This window comes from Winogradskyella maritima, assembly GCF_042650215.1.
GTDB classification, from domain to species: domain Bacteria; phylum Bacteroidota; class Bacteroidia; order Flavobacteriales; family Flavobacteriaceae; genus Winogradskyella; species Winogradskyella maritima.
On the sequence record NZ_JBHSAT010000009.1, the window covers coordinates 1 to 647 of the forward strand.

The window sequence follows — 647 nt, forward strand, 5'->3', positions numbered from 1 at the left end:
CAAAACCGTTGTGTGTAATTTGAGCAAAGCTAATGCAGAGAACAGAAATCATAGATAAAAATCAACTTTTTGAACTGATTGAATACATTCTTTCGGACTCAAAAACTGAATTCTATGAATCATATTCTGAAATGGAAAAGGAAATAGTTCGGATAAACAATCTGTCTGAATTCCAAGACTATTCTGACAAGGGAATCGCGAAAGGAAAAGTGCATTTCGGATTTGGAATTTATAATCCTGAATCGAAAGGCAAGTTTTTTACCTCGAAAACAAAACTCAACCCTAAATATTGTAATGGGAAAACTTTCCGCTATCGAATAGATGGTTGGGCTATAATATTTATTCAGCTTGACTTGCTAAACGGAGAAAACCGAATTGAATGTAGAGTTTCCGTAAATTCAAAAACACGAGCTGAAAACTGGAAAAGTACCAATCCTGAATTCGGAAACCCAGAATTATGGGAATGGAAAAATGTGGAAAGTAGAGCGAGAAAAATAATTAACCGATTAAAAAAAACTACACACAACAATGTATAACCGCAATTACGGCGGATTCGACTACGTCCGAATCCACTCGGAATTGCGAGCGTCAGTGCCAAACCGAAAATTAACGCATATAAACCCGTAACTGACGGTTATACGAGACCG

General features: G+C 36.6%; 1 protein-coding gene. It reads left to right on the top strand.

All coding sequences use genetic code 11. The annotated features are described in order from the left end of the window. The first annotated feature begins 32 nt into the window (after positions 1 to 32). Positions 33 to 536, top strand: a complete 504-nt coding sequence (locus ACFOSX_RS10890) for a hypothetical protein (protein WP_386100727.1) — start codon at positions 33 to 35, stop codon at positions 534 to 536. Positions 537 to 647 lie beyond the last annotated feature (111 nt).

Bases quoted from the DNA above. Each gene is read 5' to 3' on its own strand.
- ACFOSX_RS10890 (WP_386100727.1), top strand. From the start codon at position 33: ATGCAGAGAACAGAAATCATAGATAAAAATCAACTTTTTGAACTGATT.